Consider the following 18,180-nt stretch of genomic DNA (forward strand, 5'->3'; position numbering starts at 1 on the left):
TCATGAGCCGATCCGCCCACCCCGCCGGGCCCCGCTACGCCGACGTCCTCCCCGAGGGCCACTTCGCCGCTCCGCCCACCGACCTCAACCGTCTCGACCCCAAGGTCTGGTCCCGTACGGTCGGCCGCGACGCCGACGGCGTCGTGACGGTCGCCGGGATCCCGGTGACCCGGCTCGCCGAGGAGTTCGGCACCCCCGCCTACATCCTCGACGTCGACGACTTCCGCGCCCGCTGCCGGGCCTGGGCCGACGCGTTCGGCGAGGATGCGGACGTGTTCTACGCGGGCAAGGCGTTCCTCTCCCGCGCGATCGTCCGCTGGCTCACCGAGGAGGGGCTCAACCTCGACGTCTGCTCCGGCGGCGAGCTGTCGACCGCGCTGTCGGGCGGGATGCCCGCCGAGCGGATCGCCTTCCACGGCAACAACAAGACGACCGCCGAGATCACCCGGGCCGTCGAGGCCGGGGTCGGCCGGATCGTCCTCGACTCCTTCCAGGAGATCGTGCGCGTCGCGCACATCGCGCAGTCCCTCGGCAAGCGCCAGCGCGTCCAGATCCGGGTCACCGTCGGCGTCGAGGCGCACACCCACGAGTTCATCGCGACCGCGCACGAGGACCAGAAGTTCGGGATCGCGCTGGCCGGCGGGCAGGCCGCCGAGGCGGTGCGCCGGGCGCTCGGGCTCGACGGCCTGGAGCTGGTCGGCATCCACTCGCACATCGGCTCGCAGATCTTCGACATGGCCGGTTTCGAGGTGTCCGCCCGCCGGGTCGTGCAGCTGCTCGCCGAGATCCGCGACGAGCACGGTGTGGAACTGCCGGAGATCGACCTCGGCGGCGGCCTCGGCATCGCGTACACCTCCGACGACGACCCGCGCGAGCCGCACGACATCGCCAAGGCGCTCACCGGCATCGTGGCCCGCGAGTGCGAGGCGGCCGGGCTGCGTACGCCGCGCATCTCCGTCGAGCCGGGCCGCGCGATCGTCGGCCCGACCGCCTTCACGCTCTACGAGGTGGGCACGATCAAGCCACTGGAGGGGCTGCGGACGTACGTCTCCGTCGACGGCGGCATGTCCGACAACATCCGCACCGCGCTGTACGACGCCGAGTACAGCGTCGCGCTCGTCTCCCGCCGCAGCGACGCCGAGCCGATGCTGTCCCGGGTGGTCGGCAAGCACTGCGAGAGCGGCGACATCATCGTCCGCGACGCCTTCCTGCCCGCCGACGTGGCGCCCGGCGACCTGCTCGCGGTGCCCGCCACCGGCGCGTACTGCCGCTCCATGGCCAGCAACTACAACCACGCCCTGCGGCCGCCGGTCGTGGCCGTCCAGGGCGGGGCGTCGAGGGTCATCGTGCGACGCGAGACAGAGGAAGATCTTCTGCGACTCGACGTCGGATGATGAAATAGTCATGTGACGGAATCGATGTCTCACGATCCGGACTTGGCGTGGAATCGCCTATTTGGTGAGTGAGACTGGTTCCGACCGTGGGGAACACGCCCGTATCGCTACGGATCAGACCGTGGCGATACGGATCAGAAGGTTACGAGAAACGAGGTCGATGATGCGTACGCGTCCGCTGAAGGTGGCGCTGCTGGGCTGTGGTGTGGTCGGCTCAGAGGTGGCGCGCATCATGACGACGCACGCCGACGACCTCGCGGCGCGCATCGGCGCCCCGGTCGAGCTGGCCGGGGTCGCCGTGCGCCGCCCCGACAAGGTGCGCGGCGGGATCCCCGTCGAGCTGATCACCACCGACGCGACCGCCCTCGTCAAACGCGGCGACATCGACGTCGCGATCGAGGTCATCGGCGGCATCGAGCCGGCCCGCACCCTCATCACCACCGCCTTCGAGCACGGCGTCTCCGTCGTCTCCGCCAACAAGGCGCTGCTCGCCCAGGACGGCGAGGCCCTGCACGCCGCCGCCGAGCGGCACGGCCAGGACCTCTACTACGAGGCCGCCGTCGCCGGCGCCATCCCGCTGATCCGCCCGCTGCGCGAGTCCCTCGCCGGCGACAAGATCAACCGTGTGATGGGCATCGTCAACGGCACGACGAACTTCATCCTCGACAAGATGGACACCTCCGGCGCCGGCTACAACGAGGCGCTGGACGAGGCCACCGCGCTCGGGTACGCCGAGGCCGACCCGACCGCCGACGTCGAGGGCTTCGACGCCGCCGCCAAGGCCGCCATCCTGGCCGGAATCGCCTTCCACACGCGCGTACGCCTCGACGACGTCTACCGCGAGGGCATGACCGAGGTCACCGCCGCCGACTTCGTCTCCGCCGCGCGCATGGGCTGCACCATCAAGCTGCTCGCCATCTGCGAGCGGGCCGCCGACGGCGAGTCCGTCACCGCGCGCGTGCACCCCGCGATGATCCCGCTCAGCCACCCGCTCGCCTCCGTCCGCGGGGCGTACAACGCCGTCTTCGTCGAGGCGGAGGCCGCCGGGCAGCTCATGTTCTACGGCCCCGGGGCGGGCGGCGCGCCGACCGCCTCGGCCGTGCTCGGCGACCTCGTCGCCGTGTGCCGCAACAAGCTCGACGAGGCCACCGGCCCCGGCGAGTCCGCGTACACCCAGCTGCCCGTGAGCTCCATGGGCGACGTGGTCACGCGGTACCACATCAGTCTCGACGTGGCCGACAAGCCGGGCGTGCTCGCCCAGGTGGCGACGGTCTTCGCCGAGCACGGCGTGTCGATCGACACCGTCCGTCAGACGGGCAAGGACGGCGAGGCCTCCCTCGTCGTCGTCACCCACCGCGCGCCCGACGCCGCCCTCTCCGGGACCGTCGAGGCGCTGCGCAAGCTCGACACCGTGCGCGGTGTCGCCAGCATCATGCGTGTTGAAGGGGAGTAAGGACCCATGACCACCAAGGGCACCCACCAGTGGCGCGGCATCATCGAGGAGTACCGGGACCGTCTTCCGGTCACGGACACGACGCCGGTCGTCACACTTCGTGAGGGCGGTACGCCGCTCGTTCCCGCCCAGGTCCTCTCCGAGCGCACGGGCTGCGAGGTGCACCTCAAGGTCGAGGGGGCCAACCCCACCGGTTCCTTCAAGGACCGCGGCATGACCATGGCCATCTCCAAGGCCAAGGAGGAGGGCGCGCAGGCCGTCATCTGCGCCTCCACCGGCAACACCTCGGCCTCCGCCGCCGCGTACGCGGTGCGCGCCGGCATGGTCTCCGCGGTGCTGGTGCCGCAGGGCAAGATCGCGCTCGGCAAGATGGGCCAGGCCCTCGTGCACGGCGCGAAGATCCTCCAGGTCGACGGCAACTTCGACGACTGCCTCACGCTCGCCCGCTCGCTGTCCGAGAACTACCCGGTGGCGCTGGTCAATTCGGTGAACCCGGTCCGTATCGAGGGCCAGAAGACGGCCGCCTTCGAGATCGTGGACATGCTCGGCGACGCCCCCGACATCCACGTCCTGCCGGTCGGCAACGCGGGCAACATCACCGCCTATTGGCGCGGATACCGCGAGTACGCGGCCGACGGTCTGGCCACCCACACCCCGCGCATGTGGGGCTTCCAGGCCGCCGGTTCGGCGCCGCTGGTGCGCGGCGAGGTCGTCAAGGACCCGTCGACGATCGCCACCGCGATCCGTATCGGCAACCCGGCCTCGTGGGACTACGCGATCGCCGCGCGCGACGAATCGGGCGGTCTCATCGACGAAGTGACGGACCGTGAGATCCTTCAGGCCTACCGTCTGCTGGCCTCTCAGGAAGGCGTGTTCGTCGAGCCGGCCTCGGCCGCCTCGGTCGCCGGTCTGCTGAAGGCCGCCGCGCAGGGTCTGGTCGACCCGGGTCAGAAGATCGTCTGCACGGTCACGGGCAACGGTCTGAAGGACCCCGACTGGGCCGTCGCCGGCGCCCCGCAGCCGGTCACCGTCCCGGTCGACGCCGCGATCGCCGCCGATCGCCTCGGCCTCGCCTGATCCGCTCCGCCTGATCTGGTCCGGTCCGGCAATCGCCGGACCGGATCGCGCTTCACCAGGGCATGGTCCGGCGGCCCGATCCACCGGCCCGAACCGCCCACCCGATCCACCCGATCCACCCGATCCACCTGATCCACCCGATCGATCCGATCCGGCCGAATCCGATTCGGCCGGAACCCGGTCCCTGTCTGTTCCTGATCGCGAGTCAAACCCGCCCAGGAGCCGACAGAGGGGCACAGGACGGTGTGCGACACGCATCGTGCGCCTCCTGTGCGCCCTATGTCGCCGCAGAACCTTCCTTGGATAGGCTGTGGCGAACCCGCCCCGCCGCATATGCGCGGCGCTGTTGCCGTTGCCGCCCCAGGGGCGCGAACGGTCCGGGGTTCCGGGTGACCCCGTCGAAAAATCCACCGAACAACCTCGCACGTCAAGGAGAGTCAACGAGCGATGGCCGGTCCCGCGTTCCGCGCCGCCGCCGTACGGGTGCGCGTCCCCGCCACCAGCGCCAATCTGGGCCCGGGCTTCGATGCCCTCGGCCTGTCGCTGGGTCTGTACGACGACGTCGTCGTCCGGGTCGCCGACTCCGGGCTGCACATCGACATCGCCGGAGAAGGCGCCGACAACCTTCCGCGCGACGAGAGCCACCTGCTCGTACGCTCGATGCGCACGGCCTTCGACCTGCTCGGCGGACAGCCGCGCGGCCTCGAGGTCGTCTGCGCCAACCGCATTCCGCACGGTCGCGGTCTCGGCTCGTCCTCCGCCGCCATCTGCGCCGGCATCGTCGCCGCCCGCGCCGTGACGATAGGCGGCGACAGCCGGCTCGACGCGACCCGGCTGCTCGAACTGGCCACCGAGATCGAGGGCCACCCCGACAACGTCGCCGCCTGTCTGCTCGGCGGATTCACGCTCGCCTGGACCGAGTCCGGCGCCGCGCGGGCCATCAGGATGGAGCCCGCCGATTCCATCGTTCCGGTGGTTTTCGTGCCCGGTAAGCCCGTACTGACCGAGACCGCGCGCGGTCTGCTCCCGCGCACCGTCCCGCACGTGGACGCCGCCGCCAACGCCGGTCGTGCCGCGCTCCTCGTCGAGGCGCTGACCCGCCGCCCCGAGCTGCTGCTCGCGGCCACCGAGGACCGGCTGCACCAGGAGTACCGGGCGCCCGCGATGCCGGAGAGCGTCGCCCTGGTGAACCGGCTGCGGGCGGACGGGGTGCCCGCGGTCATCTCCGGCGCGGGCCCCACAGTGCTCGCGCTGGCCGACGCCCGGACGGCCGACAAGGTCGCGCTGCTGGCGGGCGAGGGCTGGGCCGCGAACCGGCTCGACCTCGACATGTCCGGGGCGAGCGTGCTGCCGCTCGCTGCCTGACCCGCGGTCTCGGCCGCCCGGTCCGGGCGGCCGCCGCGGCCGTACGTCCTCTCACCAGGGACGTACGGACACGAGATTGCCGGTGACGGAGAGGGGGAATGTTTGTTGGAGCCGGTAGTGTTAACCTCATGTCTGCACCCGACGTCTTCATGGCGCGGTGCTGAGAGTCCCCATCAGGGACCACCCGTTCTTCCGGGAGCCTCCTCCACTGCCTGAGCAGCCTGCCTGAGCAGTTTCGAGCACGCTCCGGAACCGGCACGACACCCCTCGCTTCTCTCGCCGAGGGCCGAGCAGGGGGCGCTCGGGCCGGACCCACAGCACGTTTTTCTTTCTTTCCGCCGTACCCGGCGGGACCACCGCCCCGACACGGTCCACCAAGCAGGGCCGCTGCCGGACAGCACGACCGGTCGCCGAGCCAGATGGCCGACGTCCGCTCCAGGGAAGGACCCTTCGTGAGCGACACCACCGATCTGATGGGCGTGACTGCCGACAATTCTGTCGACGCCGCCGCGCCCGCCGCAGGTGCTGCCTCCGGCACCACCGCACGGCGCCGCCGCTCCGGCACCGGCCTTGAGGGCATGGTCCTGGCCGAGCTGCAGCAGGTCGCGTCCGGCCTCGGCATCAGGGGCACCGCGCGGATGCGCAAGGGCCAGCTGATCGAGGTCATCAAGGAGGCGCAGGCCGGAGGCTCCGGTTCCGCCGCCTCTTCCGCCTCCGCCGACACGGCCGAGGCCAAGCCGAAGCGCCGCGCCACCTCCAAGGCCCGTACGGTCGAGAGCGCCGACGCCGCGCCGAAGGCCGCCGACAAGGCCGTCAAGGCGGAGAAGTCCGCGCCGGTCGCCCAGCAGCAGATCGAGATCCCCGGTCAGCCTGCCAGTGACGACGCCCCGGCCGGCGAGCGCCGCCGCCGTCGCGCCACCGCCCCGGCCGGTTCGCCGGACGGCGCCGAGGCCAAGGGCGAGACCGCCCAGGCCGTCAAGACCGAGACCCGCACCGAGGCCCGCGAGGCCCGTGCCGAGCGCGGCGAGGCCAAGGCCGAGCAGCAGGGCGAGACCCGTTCCGAGGCCGCCGGCGACGGCGCCGAGGGCCGGGGCCGCCGTGACCGAGGCGAGCGCGGTGACCGTGGCGAGCGGGGCGAGCGCGGCGACCGTCAGGGCCGCCGGGACCGTCAGCGCGACCGTGGCAAGGGCGACGACCAGCAGGGCGGCCAGCGCAAGGAGCGCCAGGGCCAGGGTCAGGGCCAGAACCAGGGCCAGAGCCAGGGTCAGGGCGGCCAGCAGTCCGGCCCGCAGGACGACTTCGACGACGACGGCGGCCGTCGTGGCCGTCGCGGGCGCTACCGCGACCGTCGCGGCCGTCGTGGCCGTGACGACTTCCCGGGCGCCGGCGAGCCGCAGGTCTCCGAGGACGACGTCCTGATCCCCGTCGCGGGCATCCTCGATATCCTCGACAACTACGCGTTCATCCGGACCTCCGGCTACCTGCCCGGCCCGAACGACGTCTACGTCTCCCTCGCCCAGGTCCGCAAGAGCGGTCTGCGCAAGGGTGACCACGTCACCGGTGCCGTGCGCCAGCCGAAGGACGGCGAGCGCCGCGAGAAGTTCAACGCGCTGGTGCGCCTCGACTCGGTCAACGGCATGGCGCCGGAGTCCGGCCGAGGCCGCCCCGAGTTCACCAAGCTGACCCCGCTCTACCCGCAGGACCGGCTCAACCTGGAGACCGACCCGGGTGTGCTGACCACGCGGATCATCGACCTCGTGTCGCCGATCGGCAAGGGCCAGCGCGGTCTGATCGTGGCCCCGCCGAAGACCGGCAAGACCATGATCATGCAGGCGATCGCCAACGCGATCACCCACAACAACCCCGAGTGCCACCTGATGGTCGTCCTGGTCGACGAGCGTCCGGAAGAGGTCACCGACATGCAGCGGTCGGTCAAGGGCGAGGTCATCTCCTCGACCTTCGACCGTCCGGCCGAGGACCACACCACCGTCGCCGAGCTGGCCATCGAGCGCGCCAAGCGCCTGGTCGAGCTGGGTCACGACGTGGTCGTCCTGCTCGACTCCATCACCCGCCTGGGCCGCGCGTACAACCTCGCGGCGCCCGCCTCCGGCCGCATCCTGTCCGGTGGTGTCGACTCGACCGCGCTCTACCCGCCGAAGCGCTTCTTCGGTGCCGCGCGCAACATCGAGGACGGCGGCTCGCTGACCATCCTGGCCACCGCGCTGGTCGACACCGGCTCGCGCATGGACGAGGTGATCTTCGAGGAGTTCAAGGGCACCGGCAACATGGAGCTCAAGCTCGACCGGAAGCTCGCCGACAAGCGCATCTTCCCGGCCGTCGACGTCGACGCCTCGGGTACGCGCAAGGAGGAGATCCTGCTCGGCAGCGAGGAGCTGGCGATCACCTGGAAGCTCCGCCGGGTGCTGCACGCGCTCGACCAGCAGCAGGCGATCGAGCTGCTGCTCGACCGACTCAAGAAGTCGAAGTCGAACGCCGAGTTCCTGATGCAGATCCAGAAGACGACGCCTGGCGCCAACAACGACTGACGCGAGACGTCCGTCACTCCGGTGAAGGAGGGACAGGGGAACGGGAGACCGCGCCTCCCCTCCGTAACCGCGTCGCGACCTGCGTAAACGACTGCGCCCACCGGGTATCCGCCCGGTGGGCGCAGTCGTATACCCGGACATTGATCATCTAAACCTCATAGGCTCCCATGCAACTCTTTCGGGTGGTTCGCCGTCACACCAGGTGAATCGAAGGCCTGAGGGAGACGGATGAGCGAGCAGAACGACAGCGGTCGCGTACGCCCCACGCACCGGCGCCCCACCGGCCGCCGCCGCAAACCGAGGGCCCGGCGCCGCCGCGCGGTCGTCGTCGCGGTCTGGAGCGGCGCGGTGCTGGTCCTCGGGGCCGGTGCCGGACTCGGCTACGCGTACGTCCGCCTCGACCACAACATCCAGGGCGTCGACATCAACGCCCAGCTCGGCAAGGACCGGCCGGACGACGTCGACAACGGCTCCGAGGACATCCTCGTCCTCGGCTCCGACTCCCGCGCCGGCGCCAACCAGGCGTACGGCAAGGACGAGGGCGGCGCCCGCTCGGACACCGCGATGGTCGTGCACGTCTACCCCGGCCACACCAAGGCGTCCGTGGTCTCCATACCGCGCGACACCCTTGTCGACCGCCCCGCCTGTACGGGAGCGGAGGGCGCGGCGGTCCCCGCCGAGCACCGGGTGATGTTCAACACCGCGTACGAGGTCGGCGGCCCGGCCTGCGCGGTGAAGACCGTCGAGTCGATGTCCGGCATCCGCATGGACCACTACATCGAGGTCGACTTCGCCGGCTTCACCAAGCTGATCGACCAGCTCGGCGGCGTCGAGATCACCACCACGCGGCCCATCGACGACGGCAAGAGCCATCTCGACCTCGCCCCGGGCACCCACACCCTCGACGGCGAGCAGTCCCTCGGCCTCGTCCGCACCCGCAAGAGCGTCGGCGACGGCAGCGACCTCGGCCGCATCCAGCTCCAGCAGGCCTTCATGAAGGCCTTCATCCAGCAGGTCAAGAGCGTCGGGGTGTTCTCCAGCCCCACCAAGCTCTTCGGTATCGCGGACACCGCCACCAAGGCGATCACCCCCGACTCCGAACTGGATTCCGTCAAGGAGCTGACGAGCTTCGCCCGCGGTCTGTCGAAGCTCGGCGCCGACGACGTGCACATGGTGACGATGCCGGTCGTGTACGACCCGGTGGACCCCAACCGTGTCGTGCCCGTGGAGGACAAGGCGCGACAGGTCTGGGAGGCCCTGAAGGCGGACCGGCCGATCCCGGCCGAGGCCACCCGGGACACCGCCACGGGCAAGGCGGACGGCATCGTGAAGTGACGCGCGAGCCGTGCGGTGGGGCTCTGGCAGGCCCCGTGAGGGGGTCCCGCCAGGGCCCGGAACCCCGCCGGGAATAGTTCCGGACGGACCCCGGTTTTGGGAGATGCGGCCAGTCCTGGCAAACTGGTACGTCGGCCCCGGTTCACGCACGAGCATCCCGCACGGGCGACCCGGAGCCCTCCCGGAACTAGGAGAAACCTTGAAGCGCGAGATTCACCCCGAGTACGTCGAGACCCAGGTCAGCTGCACCTGTGGCGCGTCGTTCACCACCCGTAGCACCCTGACCGAGGGCACCATCCGTGCCGAGGTCTGCTCCGAGTGCCACCCGTTCTACACGGGCAAGCAGAAGATCCTCGACACCGGCGGCCGCGTCGCCCGCTTCGAGGCCCGCTTCGGCAAGGCTGCCGGCTCCGCCAAGAAGTAGCGAGCCACAGCGCCGGTCTTCGGCTGCCCCTGCGCGGGGTGGCCGGGACCGGCGCTTTGCCGTCCCCGTAGCAACATACGTACACCACTCAGGAGCCCCCGATGTTCGAGGCGGTCGAGGAACTGATCGGCGAACACGCCGATCTCGAGAAGAAGCTCGCCGATCCTTCGGTCCACGCCGACCAGGCCAACGCGCGCAAGCTGAACAAGCGCTACGCCGAGCTGACCCCGATCGTCTCCACGTACCTGTCCTGGAAGCGGACCGGCGACGACATCGAGACGGCCAAGGAGTTCGCGCACGACGACCCGGACTTCGCCGCCGAGGTCAAGCAGCTGGAGAAGCAGCGCGAGGAGCTCACCGAGAAGCTCCGTCTGCTGCTGGTCCCGCGCGACCCGAGCGACGACAAGGACGTCATCCTCGAGATCAAGGCCGGTGCCGGCGGCGACGAGTCCGCGCTCTTCGCGGGCGACCTGCTGCGCATGTACCTGCGCTACGCCGAGCGCGTCGGCTGGAAGACCGAGATCATCGACTCCACCGAGTCCGAGCTGGGCGGCTACAAGGACGTCCAGGTCGCGGTGAAGACCAAGGGCGGCAACGGGGCCACCGAGCCCGGCCAGGGCGTCTGGGCGCGACTGAAGTACGAGGGCGGGGTGCACCGCGTGCAGCGCGTGCCCGCCACCGAGTCGCAGGGCCGTATCCACACCTCCGCGGCCGGTGTGCTCGTCACGCCGGAGGCCGAGGAGGTCGAGGTCGAGGTCCACGCGAACGACCTGCGGATCGACGTCTACCGCTCGTCCGGCCCCGGCGGCCAGTCCGTCAACACGACCGACTCCGCCGTCCGCATCACCCACCTGCCCACCGGCATCGTGGCCTCCTGCCAGAACGAGAAGAGCCAGCTCCAGAACAAGGAGCAGGCCATGCGTATCCTCCGCTCGCGGCTGCTGGCCGCCGCGCAGGAGAAGGCCGAGGCCGAGGCCGCCGACGCGCGCCGCAGCCAGGTCCGCACCGTCGACCGTTCCGAGAAGATCCGTACGTACAACTTCCCGGAGAACCGCATCTCGGACCACCGGGTCGGCTTCAAGTCGTACAACCTGGACCAGGTGCTCGACGGCGAGCTCGACGCGGTCATCCAGGCCTGCGTGGACGCCGACTCGGCCGCCAAGCTGGCAGCAGCGTAAGAATTTCCAAGCCCCACCCGCACCACGGAGGACCAGCGTGAACCTGCTGCTTGCCGAGGTGGCCCAGGCCACCCAGCGGCTGGCCGACGCCGGCGTTCCCTCACCGCGTTTCGACGCCGAGGAGCTCGCCGCGTTCGTGCACGGCGTGAAGCGGGGGGAGCTGCACAACGTCAAGGACGCCGACTTCGACGCCCGCTACTGGGAGACCATCGCCCGCCGCGAGGCGCGCGAGCCGCTCCAGCACATCACCGGCCGCGCCTTCTTCCGGTACCTGGAGCTCCAGGTCGGCCCCGGCGTCTTCGTGCCCCGTCCCGAGACCGAGTCGGTCGTCGGCTGGGCCATAGACGCCGTCCGGGCGATGGACGTGGTCGAACCGCTCATCGTCGACCTGTGCACCGGCTCCGGCGCCATCGCGCTCGCCATGGCCCAGGAGGTGCCGCGCTCGCGCGTGCACGCCGTGGAGCTGTCCGACGACGCGCTGGTGTGGACCCGGAAGAACGCGGAGGGCTCGCGCGTCACCGTCCACCAGGGCGACGCGCTGACGGCGCTGCCGGAGCTCAACGGCCAGGTCGACCTGGTCATCTCCAACCCCCCGTACATCCCGCTCACCGAGTGGGAGTACGTGGCGCCCGAGGCCCGCGACCACGACCCGGACATGGCCCTGTTCTCCGGCGAGGACGGGCTCGACACCATCCGGGGCATCGAGCGGACCGCGCACCGGCTGCTGCGGCCCGGCGGGCTCGTCGTCATCGAGCACGCCGACACCCAGGGCGGCCAGGTCCCGTGGATCTTCAACGAGGAGTCCGGCTGGGCCGACGCCGCCGACCACCCCGACCTGAACAACCGCCCGCGCTTCGCGACCGCCCGCAAGGCGACGCCGTGACGGGCGCGGGCGAGCGGTGTGTTCCGCAGACGACGCGAGTGACCAATCAAAGGGAGGACCGGACCTGATGGCTCGGCGATACGACTGCAACGAGGCGACCGACCGGGCCACGGGTCTGCGTGAAGCCGCCTCCGCGGTGCGCCGCGGCGAACTGGTCGTGCTGCCCACCGACACCGTGTACGGGATCGGGGCGGACGCCTTCAGCTCGGAGGCCGTCGCGGACCTGCTCACGGCCAAGGGCCGCGGCCGCAACATGCCCACGCCCGTGCTCATCGGCTCCCCGAACACGCTGCACGGCCTCGTCACGGACTTCTCCGAGATGGCCTGGGAGCTCGTCGACGCGTACTGGCCCGGCGCGCTGACCCTGGTCGCCAAGCACCAGCCGTCCCTCCAGTGGGACCTGGGCGACACCCGCGGCACCGTCGCGATCCGGATGCCGCTGCACCCGGTCGCGATCGAGCTGCTCACGGAGGTCGGCCCGATGGCGGTGTCCTCGGCGAACCTGACCGGTCACCCGGCGCCGGAGAGCTGCGACGCGGCCCAGGGCATGCTCGGCGACTCCGTCTCCGTGTACCTGGACGGCGGCCCGACCCCCGGCATCGTCCCGTCGTCCATCGTGGACGTCACGGGCAAGGTGCCGGTGCTGCTGCGCGAGGGCGCGCTGACCGCGGAGGAGCTCCGGAAGGTGGTACCCGACCTCGAGGTGGCGAATTGACCACCCCGCAGGGGCGTGGCATAGCGGGGCACGAGCACGCGTACGACCGCAGCACTTTCCGCATCCTCCACGTCAGCACCGGCAATGTCTGCCGCTCGCCCATCACCGAGCGGCTGACCCGCCATGCCCTGGCAGACCGCCTCGGCGGCCCGTACGCCGGCCATGTCGGCCAGGGCCCCATCGGCGGTCTGATCGTGGAGAGCGCGGGCACCTGGGGCCACGAGGGCGCCCCGATGGAGGCCAACGCGGAGGTCGTCCTCGCCGACTTCGGCGCGGACTTCAGCGGCTTCGTGGGCCGTGAGCTCCTCGACGAACACGTCATCCGCGCGGACCTGGTCCTGACGGCGACCCGCGACCACCGCGCGCAGGTCATCTCGATGGGTCACTCGGCGGGCATGCGGACCTTCACCCTGAAGGAGTTCACCCGCCTCGTCCGCGCGATAGATCCGGCCACCCTGCCGGACCCGCGCGGCGACCACGGCACGGTCGACCGCGCCCGCGCGCTGGTCCGCGCCGCCGCCGCGCTGCGCGGGTGGCTGCTCGCCCCGTCGGCCGAGGCGGACGAGGTGAACGACCCGTACGGCGCGCCGATCACCTTCTTCCGCTCCATCGGCGACGAGATCCAGCAGGCGCTGGATCCGGTGGTCACGGCGCTGACGGGCGTGCCCGCGCGGCACTGAGCGGATCGCGGTACCGGGCGACGGATCTCGGTACCGAGCGGACGCGGGGGAGCACCGCGTCCCCGCCCGCCGGACCCGGGCCCCCGGCCACACACCTCCTGGCCACATCCTCCCGGCCCCGCGTCCACACCCTCCCGGCCCCGCGTCCAGGCCCTTCCGGGACCGCTTCCGGCACACCTCGGCCGCACACCCGCCGCACACCTTGGCCACACCCCGGCCTCACACCCACGGCCCCACTCCTCCGGCCGTCTCCTCCCGGGCACACCCTTCCCCGGACAGCGGACCCCCCGGTCTCTCCCGACCCCCTCTCCTGCCCGTACGCGCGCCCCTGACGGCCCCGTACGGCGCCCCAGCCTGCCCGTGGCCGCCCCGTGACCGGTCGGGCCGCACCGGTGGAGCAGTGAGGGAGCAGGGGGCGCGCAGGGTGCCTACAGTGGATTTCAGGCCACCCCCACCGCCCGGAGCGCCCCCATGCCCCCGCCCACCGTGCCCAGCGCGCCGACCGACGCCGGCCCCGGCTCCCAGGCCGGCACCGAAGCCACCGCCACCGCTGCCGCGGCAGCCGGTTTCGATGCCTTGCGCCGCCAGGACCCCGAGATCGCCGACGTGCTGATCGGCGAGGGACGACGGCAGGCGGACGGACTCCAGCTCATCGCCGCCGAGAACTTCACCTCGCCCGCCGTGCTGGCCGCCCTCGCCTCCCCGCTCGCCAACAAGTACGCCGAGGGCTACCCGGGCGCCCGCTACCACGGCGGCTGCGTCTACGCCGACGCCGCCGAGCGGATCGCCGTCGAACGCGCCCGGGCCCTGTTCGGCGCCGAACACGCCAACGTCCAGCCGCACTCCGGCTCCTCCGCCGTCCTCGCCGCCTACGCGGCGCTGCTGCGCCCCGGCGACACCGTACTCGCCATGGGACTCACCGACGGCGGACATCTCACCCACGGTTCGCCCGCGAACTTCTCCGGCCGCTGGTTCGATTTCGTCCCGTACGGCGTCGACGCGGAGACCGGTCTCGTCGACTACGAGCAGGTCGCCGCGCTCGCCCGGCACCACCGGCCGAAAGCGATCGTCTGCGGCTCGATCTCCTACCCCCGCCATCTCGACTACGCGCTCTTCAGAGCCATCGCCGACGAGGTCGGCGCCTATCTCGTCGCCGACGCCGCGCACCCGCTCGGCCTGATCGCCGGCGGCGCGGCGCCGAACCCCGTCCCGTACGCGGACATCGTCTGCGGCACCACCCACAAGGTGCTGCGCGGCCCGCGCGGCGGTCTGATCCTGTGCGGCGAGGAGCTGGCGGAACGGGTCGACCGGGCGGTGTTCCCGTTCACCCAGGGCGGCGCGCAGATGCACACGATCGCCGCCAAGGCGGTGGCGTTCGGCGAGGCGGCGACCCCGGCGTTCGCCGCGTACGCGCACCGGGTCGTCGACAACGCGCGCGTACTCGCCGCCGGGCTCGCCGCCGAGGGGTTCGCGCCGACGACCGGCGGCACCGACACCCATCTCGTCACCGCCGACCCGGCGCCGCTGGGCGTCGACGGCAAGACCGCCCGCGACCGGCTCGCGGCGGCCGGGATCGTCCTCGACACCTGCGCGCTGCCGTACGGGGAGCGGCACGGCCAGGGACGCGGCATCCGGCTCGGCACCGCTGCCGTGACCACCCAGGGCATGGGGGCGCCGGAGATGACGAGAATTCCCGCACTGTTCACCGCCGCGTTGCGCGACGACGCCGCGGAAACGGCCCGGGTACGGGCGGATGTACGGGAAATTGCCGGGCGTTTTCCCCCGTATGGCCAGTAAAAAGCCGGTAACGCACCCTGCCCGGGAACCGTCGGAGAGCGGGAGGTGTCCTCGACCATGGGGACGGCCCGGCTAGGGTGTGGGGCTGAGATGGCCAGCGATTCCTGTGGGGCAGCCCGTGCGTGATTACCTGCTGACGCTCTGTGTCACGGCCGCGGTGACCTATCTGCTGACCGGTCCGGTGCGGAAGTTCGCCATCGCGACCGGGGCGATGCCGGAGATCCGCGCACGCGACGTACACCGAGAACCGACACCGCGGCTCGGTGGCATCGCCATGTTCTTCGGACTGTGCGCGGGCCTGCTGGTCGCGGACCACCTGCAGAACCTGAGCAGCGTCTTCGAGCTGTCCAACGAGCCCCGCGCACTGCTCTCCGGCGCCGCGCTGATCTGGCTCGTCGGCGTCCTGGACGACAAGTTCGAGCTGGACGCGCTGATCAAGCTCGGCGCGCAGATGATCTCCGCGGGCGTGATGGTCGTCCAGGGTCTGACGATCCTGTGGCTGCCCATCCCCGGCGTCGGCACGGTCGCCCTCACCCAGTGGCAGGGCACCCTGCTCACCGTGGCGCTGGTCGTCCTGACGATCAACGCGGTGAACTTCGTCGACGGTCTCGACGGCCTCGCCGCCGGCATGGTCTGCATCGCCGCGGCGGCGTTCTTCCTGTACGCGTACCGCATGTGGTACGGCCTGACCATCGAGGCCGCCGCCCCCGCGACGCTCTTCGCCGCGATCCTCATGGGCATGTGTCTGGGCTACCTGCCGCACAACATGCACCCGGCGCGGATCTTCATGGGCGACTCCGGCTCGATGCTGATCGGCCTGATCCTGGCCGCGTCCGCGATCTCGATCACCGGCCAGGTCGACCCCGACCTCCTGGAGATCTTCGAGGGCTCGACGAAGGCCGCCACCCACGCAGCCCTGCCGGTGTTCATCCCGCTGGTGCTGCCGCTGACGATCATCGCGATCCCCATGGCGGACCTGGTGCTCGCCATCGTGCGCCGTACCTGGAAGGGCCAGTCGCCGTTCGCGGCGGACCGGGGGCATCTGCACCACCGGCTCCTGGAGATCGGGCACTCGCACAGCCGTGCCGTGCTGATCATGTACTTCTGGTCGGCGCTCATCGCCTTCGGCACGCTGGCCTATTCGGTGCACTCGACGTCGATGTGGATCGTCCTCGCCGTGGTCGTGCTGAGCGCGGTCGGTCTGGTGCTGCTCCTGCTGCCGCGCTTCTCGCCGAGAGCGCCGCGCTGGGCGCAGGCGGTCGTACCGCCGCGCTACCGGCGCCGTGCGTACCGGCTGCGGACCGAGGGGGCCCGGGCGGGCGTCCAGGGGGCCGGCTCCGACACCGACACCGACGCCGAGACAGCCTCCGACGCGACCGCCGAAGCGTCCTCCGACGCGACCTCCGACACCGACGCGGACGCCGGGTCCGGCTCCGCGGAGGAGCGCGACCACGAGCCCGTGCCGGCCGGGGTCAACGGAGCGACCGCGATCGGCCACCGTTCACGCTTCTCCGATCGAAGTAAGGCTGGGGCGCGAGGTTGACGAACGCCCCATCTCCGGTCATTAGCACGCGAGTTGACTCACTGTCGCGCTCGCACGTGCACGGTCACTCTCACGTGTGAGAGTTGGCACACGCACGAGTAAAGACCTATTCAAATAGTTTGTGATACCGTTCACGAGACCCGGCGACAGTGCCGAAAGACCGTAGTGCGACGGCCTTTTCGGCCCCGAGGCTCATCTCGGTCCGGGCTTACGCTCGTCCATGACGACACCATCGCCCCCTCCAGCAAGCGGAGACACCGCCATGCCGTCCAACGACGCACGCATCCTGCTGCACACCGCAGTCCCCACCGCCGCCGCGGGCATCATCGCCACGGTCGTCAGCGGTGTGGTCGCGGGCGGCAAGGGCGCGCTCGGCGCTGTCATCGGAACCCTGGTCGTGCTGCTCTTCATGGGCATCGGGCAGCTGGTGCTGCAACGGACGGCGAAGAAGCTCCCGCATCTGTTCCAGGCCATGGGGCTCATGCTCTACACGGCCCAGCTGCTGGTGCTCTTCATCTTCCTGGCGCTGTTGAAGGGGACGACCGCGTTCAACTTCAAGGCGTTCGCCTTCACGCTGCTCGGCACCACCATCGTGTGGGTCGCCGCCCAGGCCCGTGCCTACATGAAGGCCAAGATCACGTACATCGACCCCGACAATTCGGGGCCGAAGCCGTGAAGGGTAGGGCCGGGATAAAGCCGCCAGCTGCTTCCTGCTATCGTCCGGTGCCAACTGCGGCAGTGCGGGCGCGGGCATCCGGAACGGCGCCTGACCCAGCGAGAGGCTCGATGCCGAACCGCCGCCCCCTTATCCGTAAGACCAGTCCAGTGCCGACCCGCGGCTGCGTGCCGCGCCGACACAACGAGGTTGCCGTACCTATGCGCCACGCTGAAGGAGCCCGCGGTGAGTGCTGACCAGACGCTTGCCTTCGACCCGGATTGCCACATCTTCTCCGGATGTGGCTTCCCGGCGCCGGGGCTGCACACGTTCATGTACGAGCCCCTGTTCACGGTGGGGAGCTTCGACTTCACCAAGCCGATGCTGCTCGCCATCCTGGGCTCGATCGTGGTCGTCGGCTTCTTCTGGGCCGCTTTCAACAAGCCCAAGCTGATCCCCGGCAAGATGCAGATGGTCGGCGAGGCCGGTTACGACTTCGTGCGCCGCGGCATCGTCTACGAGATCATCGGCAAGAAGGACGGCGAGAAGTACGTCCCGCTGATGGTGTCGCTGTTCTTCTTCGTCTGGATCATGAACCTGTGGTCGATCGTTCCGGTCGCCCAGTTCCCGGTCACCTCGCTGATCGCCTTCCCGGCGGCCCTCGCGCTGATCGTCTATGTCCTGTGGATCTCGCTGACCTTCAAGAAGCACGGCTTCGTCGGCGGGTGGAAGAACATCACCGGTTACGACAAGAACCTCGGCGCCATCCTGCCGATGGTCGTCGTCCTCGAGTTCTTCTCGAACCTCCTCATCCGGCCCTTCACGCACGCGGTGCGACTGTTCGCGAACATGTTCGCCGGTCACCTGCTGATCGTGATGTTCTCGCTGGCCACCTGGTACCTCATGAACGGCCTGGGCTTCGTCTACGCCGGCGCCTCGTTCGTGATGGTTCTCGTGATGACCGCTTTCGAGCTCTTCATCCAGGCCGTCCAGGCGTACGTCTTCGTCCTCCTGGCCTGCAGCTACGTCCAGGGCGCGCTCGCCGAGCACCACTGAGCCCCGCTCACGGACTCGTAGCACCCACCCCGAAACCAGCAGTCGTCCGGTGGCCAACCCCCACCGGGTCATTGAAAGA

General features: G+C 70.6%; 15 protein-coding genes. All 15 read left to right on the top strand.

Translation table 11 applies throughout. The features are described 5' to 3' along the window. Nucleotides 1-2 precede the first annotated feature (2 nt). Nucleotides 3-1,394 carry a diaminopimelate decarboxylase gene (lysA, locus tag ABZ990_RS13300; protein WP_361229946.1) on the top strand — a complete coding sequence of 464 codons (1,392 nt, stop codon included), beginning with the start codon at nt 3-5 and terminating at the stop codon, nt 1,392-1,394. A gap of 163 nt (nt 1,395-1,557) precedes the next feature. Beyond that, on the top strand, nt 1,558-2,847 hold the full coding sequence (locus tag ABZ990_RS13305; protein WP_361230180.1) for a homoserine dehydrogenase: 1,290 nt from the start codon (nt 1,558-1,560) through the stop codon (nt 2,845-2,847). A 6-nt stretch (nt 2,848-2,853) separates the two neighbouring features. Next, on the top strand, nt 2,854-3,924 hold the full coding sequence (thrC, locus tag ABZ990_RS13310; RefSeq protein WP_361229949.1) for a threonine synthase: 1,071 nt from the start codon (nt 2,854-2,856) through the stop codon (nt 3,922-3,924). Between the two features lie 447 nt (nt 3,925-4,371). After that, nucleotides 4,372-5,289, top strand: a complete 918-nt coding sequence (gene thrB / locus ABZ990_RS13315) for a homoserine kinase (RefSeq protein WP_361229952.1) — start codon at nt 4,372-4,374, stop codon at nt 5,287-5,289. Nucleotides 5,290-5,741: 452 nt separating this feature from the next. Then, nucleotides 5,742-7,835, top strand: a complete 2,094-nt coding sequence (rho, locus tag ABZ990_RS13320; RefSeq protein ID WP_361229955.1) for a transcription termination factor Rho — start codon at nt 5,742-5,744, stop codon at nt 7,833-7,835. A 228-nt stretch (nt 7,836-8,063) separates the two neighbouring features. After that, nucleotides 8,064-9,170, top strand: coding sequence for an LCP family protein (locus tag ABZ990_RS13325; protein ID WP_361229958.1), 1,107 nt, complete (start codon nt 8,064-8,066; stop codon nt 9,168-9,170). A 199-nt stretch (nt 9,171-9,369) separates the two neighbouring features. Continuing rightward, nucleotides 9,370-9,594, top strand: coding sequence for a 50S ribosomal protein L31 (rpmE, locus tag ABZ990_RS13330; protein ID WP_030761597.1), 225 nt, complete (start codon nt 9,370-9,372; stop codon nt 9,592-9,594). Nucleotides 9,595-9,695: 101 nt separating this feature from the next. Beyond that, nucleotides 9,696-10,772 (top strand): peptide chain release factor 1, encoded by a 1,077-nt coding sequence (prfA, locus tag ABZ990_RS13335; protein ID WP_361229962.1) that lies wholly within the window; start codon nt 9,696-9,698, stop codon nt 10,770-10,772. 37 nt (nt 10,773-10,809) lie between these two features. After that, on the top strand, nt 10,810-11,655 hold the full coding sequence (prmC, locus tag ABZ990_RS13340) for a peptide chain release factor N(5)-glutamine methyltransferase (protein WP_361229965.1): 846 nt from the start codon (nt 10,810-10,812) through the stop codon (nt 11,653-11,655). A gap of 67 nt (nt 11,656-11,722) precedes the next feature. Then, nucleotides 11,723-12,370 carry an L-threonylcarbamoyladenylate synthase gene (locus ABZ990_RS13345; RefSeq protein WP_361229968.1) on the top strand — a complete coding sequence of 216 codons (648 nt, stop codon included), beginning with the start codon at nt 11,723-11,725 and terminating at the stop codon, nt 12,368-12,370. Further along, entirely contained in the window at nt 12,367-13,050 is a 684-nt protein-coding gene (locus ABZ990_RS13350; protein ID WP_361229971.1) for a protein-tyrosine-phosphatase, read from the top strand. Before ABZ990_RS13345 ends, ABZ990_RS13350 begins: the two co-directional genes overlap by 4 nt. Nucleotides 13,051-13,521: 471 nt before the next feature. Then, nucleotides 13,522-14,847 (top strand): serine hydroxymethyltransferase, encoded by a 1,326-nt coding sequence (glyA, locus tag ABZ990_RS13355; protein ID WP_361229974.1) that lies wholly within the window; start codon nt 13,522-13,524, stop codon nt 14,845-14,847. A gap of 118 nt (nt 14,848-14,965) precedes the next feature. Continuing rightward, nucleotides 14,966-16,390, top strand: coding sequence for an undecaprenyl/decaprenyl-phosphate alpha-N-acetylglucosaminyl 1-phosphate transferase (locus ABZ990_RS13360; RefSeq protein ID WP_361229977.1), 1,425 nt, complete (start codon nt 14,966-14,968; stop codon nt 16,388-16,390). Nucleotides 16,391-16,652: 262 nt separating this feature from the next. Continuing rightward, entirely contained in the window at nt 16,653-17,066 is a 414-nt protein-coding gene (locus tag ABZ990_RS13365) for a hypothetical protein (protein WP_361229980.1), read from the top strand. A gap of 225 nt (nt 17,067-17,291) precedes the next feature. Further along, nucleotides 17,292-18,101 carry a F0F1 ATP synthase subunit A gene (atpB, locus tag ABZ990_RS13370; protein WP_361229983.1) on the top strand — a complete coding sequence of 270 codons (810 nt, stop codon included), beginning with the start codon at nt 17,292-17,294 and terminating at the stop codon, nt 18,099-18,101. Nucleotides 18,102-18,180: the final 79 nt, after the last annotated feature.

Source organism: Streptomyces sp. NPDC046203 (assembly GCF_040646255.1).
Taxonomy (GTDB): Bacteria; Actinomycetota; Actinomycetes; order Streptomycetales; family Streptomycetaceae; genus Streptomyces.